We start from the raw sequence: 15,697 nt of genomic DNA on the forward strand, positions 1-15,697 counted from the left end.
CGCGCGCCCGAACTTGTCCGCTTGGGATAACTTTAGCATGATAAAGTTTGCGCCTCAACGCGTTACCTTGCGGCAACAATCGAGGCGCCTGTGCCTGATGACCCTATGCGCCAGCCACCACCGCCGCCAGCCGCTCGGCGAGCGAACGCACGCGGGCATCCAGGCGAGCGCGCCCCGGATTCACGAAGAAGCGCGCCGTGCACTCCATGACCTCGCCGGTGATGACCAGGTCGTTTTCGCGCAAGGTCGTGCCCGTTGCCGTGATGTCCACGATGCGGTCGGTCATGCCCACGATGGGGCCGAGCTCGATGTTGCCGTGCAGCGACACGATATCCGCGTTGACGCCGCGGCTCTCGTACCAGGCGCTTGCGATGCGCGGGTACTTGGTGGCCACGCGCAGGCTGCCGCGGCGGGCATAGGCGGCCTCCGCCTCGCCTGCCCGCCAGGCAGGCTCAGCCTCGATAAAGCGGCAGGCGCCGAACTTCAGGTCGACAAGCTGCAGCAGGTTGAGATCGGCCTCGATGAGCGAATCGCGTCCGCAGATACCGCAGTCGGCACCGCCGCAAGCCACGAACGCCGGGGCGTCGGTGGGGCGGACGATGATGTACTCGACCGCGCCGATCGAGCCCGCACCCTCAAGCGTGTCGTTCGCCCGGAAGATCAGGTGCCTGCCCGGGTCGCGTAGGGCGGAAACATCGAGTCCCGCGGCTTCGAGCACACGCAGGGTGTCTTTGTTGAGAGAACCCTTGGGCACGGCAATGCGCAGGGGCGCCGTGGCATCGCGAGCCACGGCGCAGTCGCCGGCCGCCATGTGCGCAGGACTCTTGACCGCCTGCGATGCATCGGAACGCGCCGCCTCCAGGCGCTCAAGCGAGAACGCGAAGCCCGCCGCCGGCACGCGGGGCGCGCCCGCGAGCGCATCATCGAGCACCGAGTCGTAGCGGCCGCCCGAGCCTACCGAATCGGGCATCCCGGCTGCGTACACCTTGAATACGAGGCCCGTGTAGTAATCGAAGGAATTCATGATGGAGAAATCGAAGGAGAGGCGCTCCGCCGCCTGCGGCGCCTCGCGTGCAAGCGCATCGTACAGGGCGCGCAGCTCGTCCGTCGCTTGACCGTCCACGCCCGCTGCCGTCAGAAGCTCGTCCACGCGGTCGAGCACCTCCGCGCCGCCGCAGAGACGCGGCAGCTCGCACAGGGCGCGGCGCACCGCCGGGGCCTCCGCGCTTTCGGCGACGAGGTCGTCAAGGTCGACGAAATCGTTCGCGTGCACGAGCGCAACGACCTCGTGCGCAAGCGCAGGGTCGGATACGCACGCGAGCACGTCCTTGAAGGGACGGACGCTGCCGCACACCACGCGCCATGCGGGCAGTTCGAGCGCGCACGCAGCCTCGGCGGCAAGCGAGACGATCTCGGCATCGCCCGCCGCGCCGCCCTCGCCGATCAGCTCGTAGCCGAGCTGGGTGAACTGCCGCGACGCGCCCGTGTTGCGCGAGGCGGCACGGACCACCGGCGCCTCGTAGCGAAGGCGCAGCGGCAGGTCGTCCGCGCTCATGCGCGTGGATACGAGACGGACGATGGGCAGGGTGTTGTCAGGGCGGACCACCAGGAACCGGCCATCGTCATCGAACAGCTTGAAGGGGGTATCGGCCAGCCTGCCGCCCTGCTCGAGCGCAGCTTTGTCCTCGAGCAGCGGCGTCTCGACCGGCAGGTACCCATGGACCTTGAGACAGCCCTTCACCGCGAGCGCGATATCCTCGCGCGCCTGCGCCTCTTCCGGAAGAATATCCCTGAAACCCCACGGCGTTGCCGTCATCGCGTGCACCGTCCCTCGACTGCAGCCTATACAAAACCGCCGGCATCCCGCCGGCGTAGCTACTTTAGCATACAAAAGTGCGCGCAGGCCCTTGAGGCCGATGCGTTACCGAATCATGACAGGGGCTGGTAGCGCGATCGACCCGAGCTGAGGTGCTGAAAGCGGATGCACAGGTGCAGAGGGGGTTCTTTTGTTCAAGTTAGTTCAGATATGCGTTACCTATCCGCCAGGTATGTTGCTAGAAGCGCGCCGTTCTACGTGCAAACGGGCTCATTGTGCATCGAAATCGCTGCGAGAGGCCCTCACAGGCGGTTTTAAGACAGCCATAACGCGCAAAACAGCCAAAACGATAATCCTACTAGTCTGCTGCGCTTACGCATATCTGAACTAACTTTGCACGAGAAGCCGATTCCAGCCATATTGGGGCAATCTCGGCGGTGCGCACCAAGCAGCTCGACCTCAATTCGGATAAACACAGCGGCGCCGCCGGGGGCTTTCGCCCTCGGCGGCGCCGCGTTAGCCTCTCAGCTACGTCCCCAAAGGAGACATGCAATCAGCGTTCGTTACTCGTTGTCGCCAGCGGTCATCTGGGTCGCGGAGAGCTCACCCTCGGTCGCGGCGGCAGCATCGGGCCACACCCAGTTGGTGAAGTCGGGGTGATCGAAGCCCTCGTCCACGGCAAAGTGGAACGCCTCGATGCGGAAGTCCTCCCACTTCTGGATCTGGTCGGCGAACTTGTCGGCGTCGACCAGACGCAGGGCGTCGGCGCCCAGGGCCCAACGGTCCATGTTGTTGAGGCGCAGCATGTCGAACGGGGTGGTCGTGGAGCCCTTCTCCTCGTAGCCATGCACGCGGAAGGACTTGACACCCGGGCGATCCCACAGGATGCGGTGGATGGTGCCCTCGTAAGCGTGGAAGCAGAAGAGGACCGGCTTGTCGCCATCGCCGAAGAACTCGACGAAGCGCTCGTCGGAGATAGCCTGGTCGTTGTCGGCGAGGCTCTGGATCTTCAGCAGGTCGACGACGTTCACGAACCAGACCTTGATGCCGAGCTGCTTGAGCAGATCGGTCGCGGCCAGGGCCTCCATAGTCGGCACGTCGCCGCAGGTGGCGATCACGAGGTCGGCGTCCTCGAGGCTGTCAGCGGTGCAGGCCCAATCCCACACGGCCAGGCCCTCCTCGAGCTCAGCCTTGGCGTCGTCGACGGTGATGAAGGTCGGCGCGGGCTGCTTGCCGCAGAAGATGGCGTTCACGCAGTTGGTGGACTGGTACACGCGCTCGGCCACGGCGAGGGCCATGTTGGCGTCGCACGGATAGTAGGCGTTCACGACGTGGGTGTCGTTGGCCTTGTTGAGCAGCAGGTCGATGAAGCCGGGGTCCTGGTGAGAGAAGCCGTTGTGGTCCTGACGCCACACGTGGCTCGTCAGCAGGATGTTCAGGCCGGCGATGGGCTCGCGCCACGGAATCTCGCGAACGGTCGCCTCGAGCCACTTGCAGTGCTGGTTGACCATGGAGTCGACCACGTGCACGAAGGACTCGTAGGTGCTCCACACGCCGTGACGGCCGGTGAGCAGGTAGGCCTCGAGGAAGCCCTCGCACTGGTGCTCGGAGAGCTGCTCGATAACCTTACCGGAGGTGGACAGCAGCTCGTCGTTGTCGGCGTCGGCGTGGTAACCGGCCTCCCACTGCTTCTTGGTCACCTTGTAGGCATCCTGCAGGCGGTTGGAAGCGGTCTCGTCGGGGCCGAAGATGCGGAAGTCGTCGTTGGCAGCCAGGACGTCGGCGGTGTAGGCGCCGAAGACGCGCGCGGCCTCGGTGGAGCCCCAGCCGTGGCCCTTCTCGGCAACCGGCACCTCATGGGCGTGGATGTCGGGAAGCACGAGGTCCTCGCGGATCTTGCCGCCGTTGGCGTTGGGGTTGGCGCCGATGCGCAGGTCGCCCTTGGGCATGAAGGCGGTCACCTCGGGACGGATCTGCCCCTCCGGGGTGAAGAGCTCCTCGGGCATGTAGGAGCGCAGCCAGGCGCGCAGCACGCGGAAGTGCTCGTGGGTGTCGTTGGCGCTCGCCAGCGGCACCTGGTGGGCACGCCAGGAGTCCTCGGTCTTCTTGCCGTCGATGTGCTTGGGGCACGTCCAGCCCTTGGGGGTGCGGAAGATGATCATCGGGTAGACCGGACGGGTCTCGACGCCGGTTTCGGCGCGGGTCTTGATGTCGCAGATCTCGTTGAAGACATCCTCGAGCAGGTTGGCGAAGCGCGCGTGGATGGACATGTGCGGCTCGTTGTCGAAGCCGGCCATGAAGAAGTGCGGCTTGTAGCCCATGCCCTCGAAGAACTTGGTGAGCTCCTCATCGGAGATGCGGGCGAGGATGGTCGGGTTGGCGATCTTGTAGCCGTTGAGGTGCAGGATCGGCAGCACGATACCGTCGGTCTTGGGGTTCACGAGCTTGTTGGACTGCCAAGAGGTGGCCAGAGCGGCCGTCTCGGCCTCGCCGTCGCCCACCACGGCGACCGCGAGCAGGCTCGGGTTGTCCATGACGGCGCCGAAGGCGTGGGACAGGGTGTAGCCCAGCTCGCCGCCCTCGTGGATGGAGCCGGGGGTCTCGGGAGCGAAGTGGCTCGGGATGCCGCCGGGGTAGGAGAACTGGCGGAAGAACTTCTGCAGACCGGCCTCGTCATCGGTGATGTCGGGACGGATCTCGCGGTAGGTGCCGTCGAGCAGGGACTGCGCGGTGCCGGCAGGGCCACCGTGACCAGGGCCCATGAGGAACACGGCGTTCTGCTGGTGATCGGCGATGAGGCGGTTCACGTGGCCGAACAGGAAGTTGATGCCCGGCGTGGTGCCCCAGTGGCCAACGAGACGGTGCTTGACGTCCTTGCGGCCGAAGTCGCGGGTCTCGCCGGTCTTCTCGTCAACCCAGTCCTTCTTCATGAGGGGGTTGGAACGCAGGTAGATCTGACCGACGGAGAGGTAGTTGGCGCAGCGCCAGTACTTCTCTACACCGGAAAGGGCGTCAGTGCTCACCGGAGCGTTGAGCTTCTTCCACGGAGTTCCGATCACGGGGTTGGACATGTGCTCCTCCTTTTTCCATCACGCCGAGCGGTATGCCCGACGGTTACGGTACGCAACCTTGTTGATGAGGACGTGCGGTGTGGACGGGCGGAACCGGCCGGCGCGCGAACGCAGGCAGGGGTTCCGCATCCGCGCGCGCGGCTCGCGGGGTTTACCACCCGCGGACCCGGCCAGATTCCGCCTGTCCAGCACATCCAAGGACAGTATAAGTGGTAAAACGTTTTATCGTTTCGAAGTTTTTCCGCCTTGTTTCGTAAAGGTTCCATCAAGAGCGCCGGCGTCTTCCGTGGCAGAGCAGCGAAAACGGTCCGTTTTGGCCCCTCTGTTCGGGCGTAGTCGCACCGTCTCGAAAAACGCCCCTGTTTATCAGGTGTTTTGCGAAGGGGAAGCCCAGTCTCGAAGCCGCCTGATTATTCAAAGAATCCGAGGTAGAAGATGGGTTTTTGCCAATTGAGCCGAATCTTGCCGTGCTGTCAGAATGCGCCGTCGCAATTCCTCCATATTGCCAACCGTTTATCTCTTGTTTACTACCGTTCACCTCGAAGAAGCCAAAGCGGACAGACAGCTCCGCGCGCAAGGCGCCCTGAAGTCGATAAGCCGAACAGGTATGAAGCCCGTTTTCAGCGAATCCCATCCCGCTTGGCAGGCAGGGCCTCGAAATGCGCGGAACGGCAATCTGGTTTCCGCAGGTAGAAACGTTGCCGATTACGCACCGAAGGCAGACTACTCCCCCATCCGCGAAAGATTCGCTGAAAACGGGGTTCATACGTCGACCTTCTTGCTAATTTCGGGAGTTCTGACGCGAGAGGCCCTTTAAATCCCGCCCTATCGCAGCGGCGCCACGCTCTCTTTAATAACAAGATGGGGCTTGAGCACCCGCTCGATCGGATCGGACGACGGGTTATCCAAGCGTCGCGTCATGAGACCCACGGCGTGGTGCGAAAGCTCGCCGACATTCTGCTCGATGGAGGTGAGCGTGGGCTCGAACAGCGCATCGGCCGCGCTGTTGTCGTAGCTCACAAGCGAGTAGTCGCGCGGCACGCGGCGCCCGCTCTCGTGCACGCGCTTGAGCAGGCCGAGCGCGATGTTGTCGGAACTGGCGAACACCGCCGTCGCGTCGCTTTGCAGCACGCCCGCAGCCGCCTCGTATGCGCTCGAGATGTAGTACTCGGTCTCGAAGACGAGCGACATATCGGGTTCGAAGCCCGACTCGCGCAGGGCGCGCAGATAGCCGCTCAGGCGCTTGCGGCCCGTGATGGTCTTGGCGGCGTTGACCATGCAGGCGATGCGCCGATGGCCCATCTGCAGCAGGTAGCGCGTCGCCATGTAGCCGCCGAGTTCGTGATCGAACAGCACCTTGTCGCATGACAGCTCGTCGACCACGCGGTCGACCATCACGTAGGGCACGGGCAGGTTCACAAGCTCATCGTAGAGGGCCTGGTTGTCGGGCACCTCGTCGCCCACGACCAGGAACATGCCGTCGACGCCGCGGGTGACCAGCAGATTCAACAGGTCGATATCGTTTTCGGGCAAGCCGTCCGAGTTGGTGATGAACAGGGCGTAGCCCGCCGCGCGGCACCGTTGCTCGAGATTCTTGGCGAGCGACGAGAAGAAGCGGCTCTCGATGTTGGGCACGATAAGGCCGAGCGTCTTGGACTGCTGCGTCACCAGACTGCGCGCGATCTGGTTGGGAATATAGTGCTCGCGCGCCGCGACCTCCTTGATGCGGCGGCGATTCTCCTCGGAGATGCGGCAGGGTCGGTTGTTGAGCACCAGCGACACCGAGGCGGGGGAAAGACCCACCTCGCGCGCGATCTGCTTGAGTGTCACCTTGTTGGCCACGGCAGCTGCGCTCCTTCAGATCGTACAGGTTGTAACCCGGGCAATCGTGCATTGGTTCTTATACCACCGAGTGTTCTCTATAATAACCAGCATGATGGAACGAAACGATGGAAAACTACAACCCCCGATGACGCCGGGCCAGCGAGCGGCATGTTATGGGCTGCTGACTGCCCTGGCGCTTTGCGCCGGCTACCTCGAGATGCTCGTGCCGCTGCCGGTGGGTATACCGGGCGTCAAGCTGGGCCTTGGCAACGCCGTGGTGCTGTTCGCCCTCGAGCGCATGGGCGCACGCCCGGCGTTCTACCTCATGCTCGCCAAGATCCTGTGCTCGGCGCTTCTGTTCTCCAATCCCCAGGTGCTCATGTTCAGCCTTGCCGGAGGCGTCGTGTCGTGGGCGATCATGACCGCCGCCGTCCGCTGGACCCCGCTTTCGGTGGTCGGCGTATCGGTGCTGGGAGGCGTGGCGCACAATGCCGGCCAGCTCCTGGTCGTGGCACTTGTGCTCTCGACGCGAACCGCCCTCGCCGTGGCGCCGGTCCTGGGCATCTCGGGCGTGATCTGCGGAGCCATCATCGGTTTGATCTTGCGCGGCGTGTTGGCGGCGATTCCCGAAGGAGCATCCCGTGGCTAAGAGCATCGGCATGAAACCGACGTTGAGCAGGCGACAGGCACTCGGATGCTGCCTCTCGCTCGCCGTGGGATGCGCGGCCGCCCTTGCGGGCTGCACGGCGGGCACGGGCAGCAGCGCAGGCGGCGCGCGCAGCGACATCGACCCTGTCAACGGATCGACCTTCGCCTTCGACACCTATTGCAGCTTTACCGTCTACGGCGACCCAAATGCACTCGCCCTTCTGAGCGAGGAGTGCGCGCGCTACGACGCCCTGCTCAACGCATACGACGAGGCGAGCGACATCGCGCGCATCAATGCGGCGGCAGGCGCGCCGGTGGAGGTCGACCCCGACACCGCCGATGTCATCGCGCAGGCGCTCGCCTACTGCGAGCAGGCAGACGGCCTGTTCGATATCAGCATCGGTGCCGTATCGTACCTGTGGGATTTCGACGAGGGCATCCGACCCTCAGATGACGAGATCGCCGCCGCCCTGCCGCACGTGAACTGGCGCGGCGTGCACGTGGACACCGAGCGCGCGACCGTGCAGCTGGATGACCCCGAAGCGAAGCTCGACTTGGGCGGCATCGCCAAGGGCTACGTCGCCGACCGCCTAGTCGAGCTGCTGCGCACGCAGACAGACGCCACCGCGGCCATGATCTCCCTCGGTGGCAACATCGCCCTGTTCGGCACGAAGCCCGACGGCAGCCCCTGGGCTATCGGCGTGCGCGACCCCAACGACCCGGGCGGGAACACCATCGTGGGCACGGCGCGCCTTGACGGCGAGGGGTCCGTGGTGACAAGCGGCCTATACGAGCGCACCTTCGAGCTGGACGGCGTGACCTATTGGCACATCCTGGACCCGCGCACCGGCATGCCCGTGGCAACCGACACGGTGAGCGATACGGTCGTTTGCCCCTCTTCGACCACGGCCGACGCCCTCTCCACCACGCTGTTCGTGGCGGGCAGCGCGCGCGGGCGCGAGATCGCCGACGCGCACGACGACACGGCGGCGTACTTTTTGCTGCAAGATGGCGGCACTGCGGAAAGCTCCCGCTGGCAGGAACTCACGGACTTCGAAGCGTAGGCGCTTGGTGGCAAGCTGACCGCCCAAACCAAGGGGTGCGGTCGAAGATATGTCCACGCGGCGCCCTACGATGCCCTCAGTACGAACATATGATCGATACGAGGAGGACATCGTGACCGGGTATCCAAGACGTGCATCGTTGGCGGGACGCTGCGGCATCCCTTCCGAAAACGACCGCATCTACGTCCGCGTCGACATGGCAACGGAGTCGCTCTCCCCAACCGACCGGGGCAAGCACCCGGTGCGCATCTGGTGGCCCGACGGCAGGTCCTGGAATATCGAGAGCGTCTACAGCGTGCGCAGTTTTGGGCGGGAGGTCTTCGGCAACCTCTGCCTGAAGTGGACCGTCTGCATCTGCCGCGCACCCAAGGTGATCTGGTGGGAAGGCGGGCGCTGGTTCGTGGCGAAGCGCAGCGGCGTGGCGGCGAGGCCGTGACGCGCGCCCGGCAGGAGTCCGTCCGACCGGAACGCCCGTAGTATCCGCTCGCGGTGGGATTCGAACCGCCCGAGAAGTCATTCGCGCGGCGGAGGCGAGCATTCGCGCCGCACCCGTTGAGCCGCGGCGGGCGCTTTACTACGGTACATGCAAGACGACTTCCCGCCGTTTAATCATGAACGCTGTGCGCGAGGACGTCCTCGAGCTGAGGTAGCAGAGCCAGCCTGCATCCGACGGGATGCCGAAGACGCGAGACCGGGCCCGGGCGAGGGAGATCCCCCGCCCGGGCCTTTCGCGTTCGACGCGGCGGCTCATCAACACGATTCTTTTCTGCAATCGCACGTCCGCGAGCGCTGGCTCTCCCGTTCTGCTAGAATGCTCGTTACTTGCCTCCGTAGCTCAGGGGATAGAGCACCGCTCTCCTAAAGCGGGTGTCGACGGTTCGAATCCGCCCGGGGGCACCAGTGAGCATGACGGCGTCGCACAAGCGGCGCCGTTTCTGGTTTGTGAGTCCAATCGGCGGATTCGGGCCGTCGACACCCGCGCCACCATTTTCCCGCGGGTGTCGTTTTCGACTTCAGCGTAGCGGGTTTATTCTTCGGCCATTGCCCCATGGATTGCAAGCAGTCTAGAACGCCTGCCGACTCATGCCATGTTGCGCAACTTCCCTTCTCGTCCCACCTGCAGAATGAGAACAACGAGGGAGATGCAGCCCCTCCGTATCTCCCGAACCGCCTTGAACGTAGAGGCAGAATCGAGCGGGAAGCGAGAGGAAGGAAGATGCCATGCAGCTACGATTGAACAGTCTCGCGCCGCGAAGTCGAGCCATCACACTTATTGCGTCCGCACTGCTCGCCATTCCCGCTCTACCAGCGATCGCATTGGCCACCCCAATCGTCAATGAGGGCAGCCTCGAGCCCGCAGCACCGACTGCAGTGGGCACACCTACCAAATTGGCAGCAGATGGAATCGGCCTTACGGCCTCTGAGCCCCAATATGACTATCAGGTGTACTACCTCGACGGCTTTGGAAACACCTGGTACAACAACGGAGAAGTTGCGAGATATATGTATGTCCGCACGAATAATCCGAGCGCGGACTTCGACATTTCGTTTTCCCAAAGCAAGATGGAGTATTCGTACGCCTTGCAGCCCGGATCGTTCGATGACGTGGAAGATCAAGGGCAGTCATACAATTGCCTACGCGTCCCCGGAGGTTATGTCGTCGGCTGCTCAATTGAAACGGATGCGACAGGCCCTCAAACGCTCGAACTTTATGAACTCACCAGGACCGACTCAGGCCATGTAACCAATAGGACGCTTGCGGCGACGTTCACGGTAAACTTTGTCGACTATAACCAAGTGCTCGATAAATGGATTGACGACACCATTGATAGGTACACCAATCCAGGCATGAATCCCCTCGATCAAATGCAGAGCATCTCCGACGGCCTGCGGGAAGAGTTTGACTACCTACTGAACGACGACCGGCACCTCCTAAACCTAGTAACCCAGCAACCAGTCCCATTCTTCGAGTCGATGCACTGGCAATCCATGACCTCTCCCGCGGTGCTGTGTCTCATTGCCGAGCGCATCGGCGGATTTAGCGATGTTCACAATTGCTATTACGACACCGAAAACTGGGACAACATGCACTTTTGGTGCAGGGTGACCTATGAGGGCGAGCAGCATTACTACATGGCTTGCCCGGACGTAGAAACCGGCCAGCTCGACAGGGAGTCGATCGAGACAGTTGATTTCAGCAACACGAGCTCTCCCGTATTCGCCGCTGTTCTCGACTACAAAGAAGTGGGGTCGCGAGACGACCAAACGGCCGAGCATGCAATCTCGACGGTATCCCCTAACGGCTCGGTGTACGTCGCAGGCGGAAATACCGCTGCAGCAGGCGAAACGGTCGCGGTCACGCTGACGCCCGGCGAGGACCAATCGATAGCATGGCTAATTATCAAACTGCCGGATGGAAGCGAAGTCTCTCCTACATCCGACGGCGCTAACCGCTGGACGTTCGTGATGCCCGAGAGCGATGTTACGGTGTTCGCTAAGTTCACGAATGCCGATAGCTCCTGCGATTGCGATGGCGGCTCGAGCTGCCCGACACACAGCTTTATCGACGTGGACGCCGGGGCATGGTATCACGAGGCAGTGGATTGGGCAGTCGAAGGTGGCACCATGAAAGGCTACTCTGGCGCACCGGTGCCGACCTTCGGACCAGAAGACACGCTGAACCGTGCGCAAGTGGCGACCATCCTCTACAACTTGGCAGGCAACCCCGATGTCGATTCGTCGCTCGTAGCGCAATTCTCTGACTGCTCGGCAGGAGAATGGTATGCAGAAGCTGTCGCTTGGAGTGTTTTCACGGGCGCTTTCTCGGGATATGAGGGAACCGATAAGTTCGGCCCAACCGACAGCATTTCTCGCGAACAGATGGCGGTCGTTCTGTGGCGTCGCGCCGGCGAGCCCATGGGCACGGGAAAGCTCGCGGACTTCCCTGACGGAAGCTCCGTCTCACCTTGGGCACGCGAAGCCATGAAGTGGGCCGTTGGCGAGGGCCTCATCACCGGCTACAGCGACACAGGCATGCTCGCTCCCGGATCAGACCTGACGCGTGCGCAAGCAGCGGCAATCGTCATGCGCTGGACGAAGTAGGCATACCTTATAAAAACGCTCCGGGCACCCAAAGGGGACACCCGGCGTGTTCACGTCCGCTGGTGAAAGTTTGGGACCTGTCCCCAAACTTGCAAAAAGCCGGGGCAGCGCGCTTGCGTTGCCCCGGCCTTGCGTTGGCTCTGTTATGTGGAACTACAGCAGTCGGTTCTTCGCGTCCTGCTTGGCGCGGATACCGCAGATGGCACCGGCCAGAGCGACGACAACGTAAACAGCGTTGTACACCAGCGTGCTGCGATCGCCGCCCTGCATGCCCAGAGCGATCTCCGCGATGTTCAGCAGCGCGATGATGAGGCAGATCACGATGAACGGCGTGAGCTTCGCGGGATTATTGGCACCGCGGGCACCGATAAAGCCACTCACCAGGTAGAACAGGCCGAAGACGACCATGATGACACCGCCGGCATGAGCGGCGGCCTCGCCCGTCGCCACGCCGTCGACCTCGACGCTCGCACCCGCCACGAACATGTAAATGCCCATGCCGATGGCCAGAAGGCCGAGAAGCATCATCAAGATAGCAACGATCTTTACGATCTTAGCCAGAGAAGACATGAATATCCCCCTCTTCATTCAAACTTGCCGGGCGCCGGTTTGTCCGATGCTCCCACGTCAACATATCCGAACTATTGTACCAGCGTGTGCGCAGGTCAGCCCCACGGATCACGCTCAAAAAGCGGCTCGGGCTCAGGGCGTCGGTCGGAATAGGGGTCGTAGCCGTCATCGTCCTCGTTCTCCGCGCGAATAAACGGGTCGCACGAGGTGTTCGCCACCTTTCGCGTGCGCTCATCCTGCTGGACGCGCTTGGTCTCCTCAGCCATACGTTAAGCCTCCTGTCGAATACCCTCGCTTCCCCGCCCACTCTACCACGTAGGCATCAGGGAGTGCCTGCCCCATGCTCCCGCCATCGTGCTCGGCAGATATCGACTCGGCGCGTGCTCACCTTGTTAGAATTTGCTCACTTTGTTAGAATTTGCTCAACTTGTTAGAATTCGCATTCAAGATTGGCAGCACCGTGGCACCCAAACGCAAAAACCCTTTCAAGCCAACTGCCGGCATGAATCCTCCCGAGCTTATCGGGCGTGATTCGATTCTCGACGACTTCAGCGATGCGCTCGAAAACGGGCCCGGGTCTCCCGACCGGCTTGCGCGCATTTCTGGAATGCGCGGCGTCGGGAAGACCGTTCTGCTCAATGCGATGGGGGACATTGCCCGTGAGCATGGCTTCCATGTTGTCGACGTTGCCTCCAACCCTGGCTTTTGCAAACGCATCCATGCGGCCCTCACTCGCACCGAACTGGCATCGCTCTCAATAACGCCAACGATCCTTGGCGTCAGCATCGGCTCAGCAGAACTCTCTAGATCGCCGACCCAGCTCGGAGAAGCCATGTTCAACGCCTCGAAACATGGCGGCCTGCTCGTCACGCTTGACGAAATACAGGATGCCCCCCTCGACGAGCTACGGGAGCTTGGCAACGAGATACAGCTGCTCATTCGCCAGGGAGCCAACGTCGCTTTCGCATTCGCAGGTCTGCCAACGTCCGTTGACGAGGCGGTTGGCGCCGACACGCTCACGTTCCTGCAGCGTGCAAAGCACATCGAACTCGCCAAGCTCTCCGATTATGAGGTCGGAGCATCCCTAGAGGACACCGTGCGACGAGCCGGCAAGGAGCTCGTGCACGAAGCGACGCCCCTGCTCACCAAGGCTGCTGCAGGCTATCCGTTTATGATTCAACTGGTCGGCTACTACACGTGGCAGGCATCGGAACGCCGCGGCTCAGACACCATTGACGCACAAGATGCGCGCCGCGGCGCGGAGATCGCGCGTGCCAATTTCGACACCATGGTCATCGAGCCCGCGCTCCGCCGGCTACCGCAGAAGCAAATCGAATACCTCGTCGCCATGGCGCGTTGCCCCGAACAGCCCGCGCAGACGGGCGAGGTCTCCCGCCTTATGGGGCTTTCCACCAAAGACACGAGCTCGTATCGCAAGCGCCTCATCGACGCCGCCGTCATCGAGAAAGCCGGCTACGGCAGGGTCGCCTTCGCCATCCCCTACATGCGTGAATACCTAGTCGAACACACAGACGAGCTCATCGGCGAGGCATAGCAGAGTGCGGTGACCCCGGATCGCTCCGGAGCCGCCGCCCTTGGGAAAATAGTGCCTGCCCCTTTCCCGCTATTCGGGAATCTCGTAGGTCGGGACAGGCCCCGTGGCGTCGGACGCCACGTAGAACGTGCCGTCGGCGTCCACATCGACCGTGATCTGGTCGCCCCCGAGCACGCAGCCGTCGATGGTTAAGCCTCCTGTCGAGCATCCTCACTTCCCGCCCACTCTACCATGTGGAAGCCAAAGAGCTCCTGCGTGTCGGATTGTGTCCGTGGGTTTGGTCCGCTTAGACGCCGGCAATTGGACCAAACCCACGGACACAATCCGACACGAAAAACGGCGGCGCGCCCCCTGCTGCGCACCGCCGTTATCCATAAGGCTCGGGAGCTGTCTTCCCTTTGCCGTATCGGCTATCTGGCTATCTGGCCATCTCGCCCTACTCCATACCGAGCGTTTCTCGCATCTGTGTGGCGTAGTTCGAAGCCATCTGACCGTACACGATCTGCACGCCTCCGGCCACATGCACGATGCCGCGCGCCTCGAGCTCATCGGTAAAGACCTTGTCGTCGGCAACCTTGCTGCAATCGTTCAGCTGCAGGCGCAGACGGGTGAAGCATGCCTCGGCGCTCTTGATGTTGTCGGCACCACCCACGGCCTCGATGATCAGCGGGATCAGGTTGCTCACGGGAGCCTTCTTGGCGGCCTCGCCCTCGGCGCCGGCCTCGGGAAGCTCGCGACCGGGGGTCTTCAGGTCCATCTTCTTGATGAGCACGCTGAAGACGCCGAAGTAGGTGATGAACCAAATCGGGCCAAGAAGCAGGATCCACTGCCAACCGGAACCCTTATCAGCGCCCAGGATGCCGTTGAAGATCAGCGACAGCAGCGGTCCGCCGAACGTCGCGGAGCCAGCAACGTTGAAGTCCAGAAGGAACGTGAAGGCATACGCCAGGCCGGCCATGATCGCATGCACGAGGTAGAGCACCGGCGCGATGAACAGGAACGAGTACTCGAGCGGCTCGGTGATACCGGAGAGCACACACGGGATGACGAGCGCAATCATCAGCGCGAAGGTCTTCTTCTTGTTCTCGGGCAGCGCGGTGCGGTAGAACGCGAGCGCGGCGCCGGGCAGGCCGAACATCGCGAAGATGACCTTGCCGTTCATGACGAAGCGGCTCACGTTGATGTCAAAGGGCGTCGCCGCCGAGCCCAGGATGGCGCTGTAGATGTTGACGGCACCGGAGACGGTCTCGCCATCGATAACCTGCGTGCCGCCGAGCGACGTGAAGAAGAACGGCAGGTACACGAAGTGATGCAGGCCGAAGGGCAGCAGCAAGCGCTCGCCGGCGCCGTATACGAACGAGCCGAACACGCCGGTGGCGCGGATGAAGTCGGACAGCGCACCCAGGCCGGTCTGGATAACCGGGAACACAAGCGCCAGCACGATGGCGAGAACGCTGCAGCCCACGAGCGTCACCGCGGGAATGAAGCGCACACCGTTGAAGATGGACAGCGCCGCCGGGAGCTCGATCTTGTAGAAGCGATTATGCAGGTACGCCACGAGCGCGCCCACGACCAGGCCGCCGATAACGCCGGTGTCGAGCGTAACCGTACCCAAGATGGTGCTCTGGCCGGTAGCCAGGTTCTCGAGATCGATCGTGCCGATGGCCGTCAGGAACGTGCCCATCACGGCGTTGAGCGTCATGTAGCCGATCAGACCGCAGAGTGCCGCCGTCGCCTTCTCGCCCTTGGCAAAGCCATACGCCAGGCACACGGCAAAGATCAGCGGAATGTTGCTCATCACCACGCCCGCGGCGGCCTTGAGAATGGCGAAGAAGATGGCGAGCACGGGAGTCCCCAGCCACGGCGCGTACTCAAGCAGCATCGGGCTCGTGAACGCATTGCCGAATCCCTGGAGGATGCCCGCGATGGGAAGGATGAGCACGGGCGTCATCAGGACTTTGCCCAAGCGCTGGAACTTAGCCAGCAGTTCGTCTTTTGTCATGGTCAAATCCCCTCTATCCGGAGGTGCGGCGTAACGTGCCGCACC

General features: G+C 62.7%; 11 protein-coding genes and 1 tRNA gene. 6 read left to right on the top strand and 6 right to left on the bottom strand.

Annotation, left to right across the window (positions count from 1 at the left end):
* Positions 1-103 precede the first annotated feature (103 nt).
* The 3 genes from hisG to H6A16_RS07870 all read right to left on the bottom strand — a co-directional run bounded on the left by hisG (position 104) and on the right by H6A16_RS07870 (position 6,729).
* A complete protein-coding gene (hisG, locus tag H6A16_RS07860) occupies positions 104-1,816 on the bottom strand; it encodes an ATP phosphoribosyltransferase (protein WP_204617907.1) in 1,713 nt (570 codons plus the stop codon).
* 563 nt (positions 1,817-2,379) lie between these two features.
* Positions 2,380-4,887, bottom strand: coding sequence for a phosphoketolase family protein (locus H6A16_RS07865; protein WP_204617909.1), 2,508 nt, complete (start codon positions 4,885-4,887; stop codon positions 2,380-2,382).
* A gap of 825 nt (positions 4,888-5,712) precedes the next feature.
* Positions 5,713-6,729, bottom strand: a complete 1,017-nt coding sequence (locus H6A16_RS07870) for a substrate-binding domain-containing protein (protein WP_204617911.1) — start codon at positions 6,727-6,729, stop codon at positions 5,713-5,715.
* A gap of 91 nt (positions 6,730-6,820) precedes the next feature.
* On the opposite strand from H6A16_RS07870, the gene H6A16_RS07875 reads away from it, so the two are divergent.
* The 5 genes from H6A16_RS07875 (at position 6,821) to H6A16_RS07895 (ending at position 11,525) form a co-directional block, all read left to right on the top strand.
* A complete protein-coding gene (locus tag H6A16_RS07875; protein WP_204617913.1) occupies positions 6,821-7,360 on the top strand; it encodes a Gx transporter family protein in 540 nt (179 codons plus the stop codon).
* Positions 7,353-8,423: an FAD:protein FMN transferase gene (locus H6A16_RS07880; protein ID WP_342589738.1), complete on the top strand. Its 1,071-nt coding sequence runs from the start codon at positions 7,353-7,355 to the stop codon at positions 8,421-8,423. Before H6A16_RS07875 ends, H6A16_RS07880 begins: the two co-directional genes overlap by 8 nt.
* A gap of 112 nt (positions 8,424-8,535) precedes the next feature.
* Complete coding sequence (locus H6A16_RS07885; RefSeq protein WP_204617915.1) at positions 8,536-8,859, top strand: hypothetical protein; 324 nt, start codon at positions 8,536-8,538, stop codon at positions 8,857-8,859.
* A 388-nt stretch (positions 8,860-9,247) separates the two neighbouring features.
* Positions 9,248-9,323: transfer RNA gene (locus H6A16_RS07890), tRNA-Arg, on the top strand.
* A gap of 321 nt (positions 9,324-9,644) precedes the next feature.
* Positions 9,645-11,525, top strand: a complete 1,881-nt coding sequence (locus H6A16_RS07895; RefSeq protein WP_204617917.1) for an S-layer homology domain-containing protein — start codon at positions 9,645-9,647, stop codon at positions 11,523-11,525.
* A gap of 153 nt (positions 11,526-11,678) precedes the next feature.
* On the opposite strand, the gene H6A16_RS07900 is transcribed toward H6A16_RS07895, so the two are convergent.
* Both H6A16_RS07900 and H6A16_RS07905 read right to left on the bottom strand, forming a co-directional pair.
* On the bottom strand, positions 11,679-12,095 hold the full coding sequence (locus H6A16_RS07900; RefSeq protein ID WP_204617919.1) for a hypothetical protein: 417 nt from the start codon (positions 12,093-12,095) through the stop codon (positions 11,679-11,681).
* Between the two features lie 95 nt (positions 12,096-12,190).
* Positions 12,191-12,361, bottom strand: coding sequence for a hypothetical protein (locus tag H6A16_RS07905; protein WP_204617921.1), 171 nt, complete (start codon positions 12,359-12,361; stop codon positions 12,191-12,193).
* Between the two features lie 161 nt (positions 12,362-12,522).
* Here H6A16_RS07905 and H6A16_RS07910 point away from each other — a divergent pair, with 161 nt between their 5' ends.
* On the top strand, positions 12,523-13,650 hold the full coding sequence (locus H6A16_RS07910; protein ID WP_239458285.1) for an ATP-binding protein: 1,128 nt from the start codon (positions 12,523-12,525) through the stop codon (positions 13,648-13,650).
* 436 nt (positions 13,651-14,086) lie between these two features.
* Here the strand turns inward: H6A16_RS07910 and H6A16_RS07915 are convergent, their stop codons facing one another.
* Entirely contained in the window at positions 14,087-15,652 is a 1,566-nt protein-coding gene (locus H6A16_RS07915) for a PTS transporter subunit EIIC (protein ID WP_204617923.1), read from the bottom strand.
* Between the last annotated feature and the right edge of the window lie 45 nt (positions 15,653-15,697).

Origin of the sequence: Collinsella tanakaei (genome assembly GCF_016900375.1) — a bacterium.
Taxonomy (GTDB): domain Bacteria; phylum Actinomycetota; class Coriobacteriia; order Coriobacteriales; family Coriobacteriaceae; genus Collinsella.